The organism is Ramlibacter sp., from assembly GCF_035706265.1.
Classification (GTDB): domain Bacteria; phylum Pseudomonadota; class Gammaproteobacteria; order Burkholderiales; family Burkholderiaceae_C; genus Ramlibacter.
The window spans coordinates 1-2,678 of record NZ_DASSVG010000200.1; the positions used below are offsets into that span (position 1 = coordinate 1).

3 protein-coding genes are annotated in these 2,678 nt (G+C 69.0%); all 3 read right to left on the reverse strand.

Annotated features, from left to right (window positions below; translation table 11 throughout):
* Positions 1-43: 43 nt before the first annotated feature.
* Positions 44-619, reverse strand: a complete 576-nt coding sequence (locus tag VFM98_RS07430; RefSeq protein ID WP_325109274.1) for a DNA-3-methyladenine glycosylase I — start codon at positions 617-619, stop codon at positions 44-46.
* 99 nt (positions 620-718) lie between these two features.
* A complete protein-coding gene (locus VFM98_RS07435) occupies positions 719-1,702 on the reverse strand; it encodes a tripartite tricarboxylate transporter substrate binding protein (protein WP_325109275.1) in 984 nt (327 codons plus the stop codon).
* A gap of 22 nt (positions 1,703-1,724) precedes the next feature.
* Positions 1,725-2,678: tricarballylate utilization 4Fe-4S protein TcuB (gene tcuB, locus VFM98_RS07440; protein WP_325109276.1), on the reverse strand; the 954-nt coding region annotated here is incomplete at its 5' end.

Below are 2,678 nucleotides of genomic sequence, written 5' to 3' on the forward strand. Positions count from 1 at the left end.
GTGATCCGGGACAGCGGGGCGAGGCGCGCCTGACGGGGGGCGGTCAGTCCCGAGGACGGACCTTGCGGCGGAAGCAGCCGAGAACGTGGTCGTCGACGATGCCGACCGCCTGCATCCACGCATAGACGATCACCGGGCCGACGAACTTGAAGCCACGGCGCTTCAGTTCCTTCGAGATTTCCTCCGACTTCGGCGTGCTCGCCGGCACGTGCCGGCCGTCGCCCACGAGCACCTTGCCGCCGGTGAAGGCCCAGCAGAAGTCCGCGAAGTTCTCGCCCGAATCCTGCATCCGGCCATAGATCCGGGCTGCCTCGATGGCGGCTTCGATCTTGGCGCGCGAGCGGATGATGCCGGGGTCGGCCAGCAGCCGCGCGATCTGTTTCTCTCCGAACCGGGCCACTTTCTCCGGCGCGAAGCCGGAGAAGGCCTGGCGGAACGCTTCGCGCTTGTGCAGGATGGTCCGCCAGGACAGGCCGGCCTGGAAGCCCTCCAGCACCAGCATTTCCCAGAGCATGCGCGGATCGTGCTGGGGCACGCCCCACTCCTCGTCGTGGTAGCGCAGCATCAGTGCGTCGTCGCCCTGGGCCCAGGCGCAGCGGTGGTGATCGTGAGCGCTCATGCGGCGATCATCCGGCAATTCGGCCCGGCACTCGAGCAGCCGCTGGCAGGGCCGGGAATGAGGAGAGGGCGTCAGCGCAGCCGCGCGACTGCGCGTGATTCACCCGTTGGTGATCCTGCGCTCGCGGATCACGCGACCCCAGGTCGCCGACTCGCGTTCCATCGTCCTGGCGAGCTCCTCGCGCGAGCCGGGCTGCGGCGGCAGGCCGTGCGCCTCCAGCGCGCGGACGATCTCGGGCGTCTTCAGCACCTTCACCAGTTCGGTGTTGTAGCGGTCCAGGATCGCCTTCGGCACCCTGGAGGAGGCCACGAAGGCATACCAGTTGGTCGCGCTGTAGCCCGGGTAGCCGGCCTCCGCGAGGGTCGGTACCTTGGGCAGCGTGGCCAGGCGGGTCGGGCCGGTCACGGCGAGCGGGATCAGCTTGCCCGACTCGATATGGGGTTGCGCGGTGGCGAAGGTGGAGTAGTAGGAAGCCACGCGCCCACCCAGCAGGTCCTGCAGCGCCGGCGCGCCACCCTTGTAGGGGATGTGCACGGTCTGGATCTTCGCCATGTCGTTCAGCAGTTCGCCCGCCAGGTGCGAGGCCGAGCCGGGGCCGGTGGACGCGAAGTCGAGCTTGCCCGGGCTTGCTTTCGCGTAGGCAACGAACTCGGCGAAAGTCTTGATCGGGAGGCCCGAATGCACGACCAGCACGTTCGGGAAGTTCACTCCCATGGTGATCGGCGCGAAATCCTTCACCGGGTCGTAGGGCAGCTTCATCAGGTGCGGCGCGATCGTCAGCGGGCCGACCGAGCCGAACAGGATCACGCTGCCATCCGAGGGGGCCGTCTTGGCCACGTACTGGTGGGCGATGTTGCCACCGGCGCCGGGCTTGTTGTCGATGACGACCGGCACGCCGAGGTTGTCACCCAGTCTCTTGCCGATCAGGCGGGCGGCCACGTCGGCGGCGCCCCCGGCCGCGAACCCCACGACGATGGTGATGGTGCGCGGTGGAAAGCTCGCGTCCTGTGCCTGCGCGCCAGCAAGCGGCAGCAAGGGGGCAGCGGCGAGCGCGCAGAGGCGCAGTACCTCACGCTTGTTCATTCGGGTCTCCTGGTGAGGGGATTCAGTCCGCGCCGAGGCCGATCGGATTGGGCTGGCGCTTCTCGACGTTGTGGCGCAGCAGCGCTGCGCCGCGGAACACGGCGTGGGCGAACTTGCCGTAGGGCAGGGTGGCGAACAAGGCCATCACCGCGCCCAGGTGCAGGCACAACGCCAGGGGCAATGCAGGGGTGGCGCGTGCCAGCCAAAGCGCGAGGCCACTGACGCTGGTGAGGAACAGCAGCGCGATGAAGCCGAGATCCATCGGCTTCTGCGCCGCGTCTCCTTGCAGCACATGCCGTCGGCGGTTCAGGCGCCACAGGCCCGCGGTTCCGATGGCCAGGCTCACGCCGCCGGCGGCGCCCAGCAGCTTCGGCAGCGACGGCAGGTCGTAGGGCGCCACCCAGCCGAACCCATAGTGATAGACCGTGGCCAGCGAGGTGGCGGCGAAGCAGAGCAGGAAACCGTAGAAGGTCAGGTGGTGCGCGCGCCGGCGCGCCAGCGTGAAGGCGTCGTCCGATTCGTTGCAGCCTTCTCCATGGCCGCCGTCCAGGTACTTCAGGCGCAGCACGTCGCCGGTCGCTTCCGCGGCGGCGGGGGCGCTCACCGGATGCCCGCTGGTGGCGGGCTTCACCTCGCGCCAGAACTTCGTCACGCCCATTCCAAGCGCCAGCACGGCGAACAGGAAGACCGGAGCGAACAGGGCGACCAGCAGGTTGTGCGGAAAGATGGCGTAGAAGTTGCCCGCCGCAACCGCACCCCACAGGGTGCCCTGGGCCGCGACACCCAGCGCGAGGAAAAAGGCGAGCCCCAGGGCGAGTGCGATGGCGAGCGTGGCGCCGTTGCGCCGGTACAAGGCGCCCAGCGCCGGCGGCCACGCATAGTCGGAATAGGTCTGCCCGCGCACCTTCGCCATGGCCTGCGGCACGTTGACCGCGAACTCGTGGGGCGGCGCGTACTGGCAGGCGTGCAGGCAGGC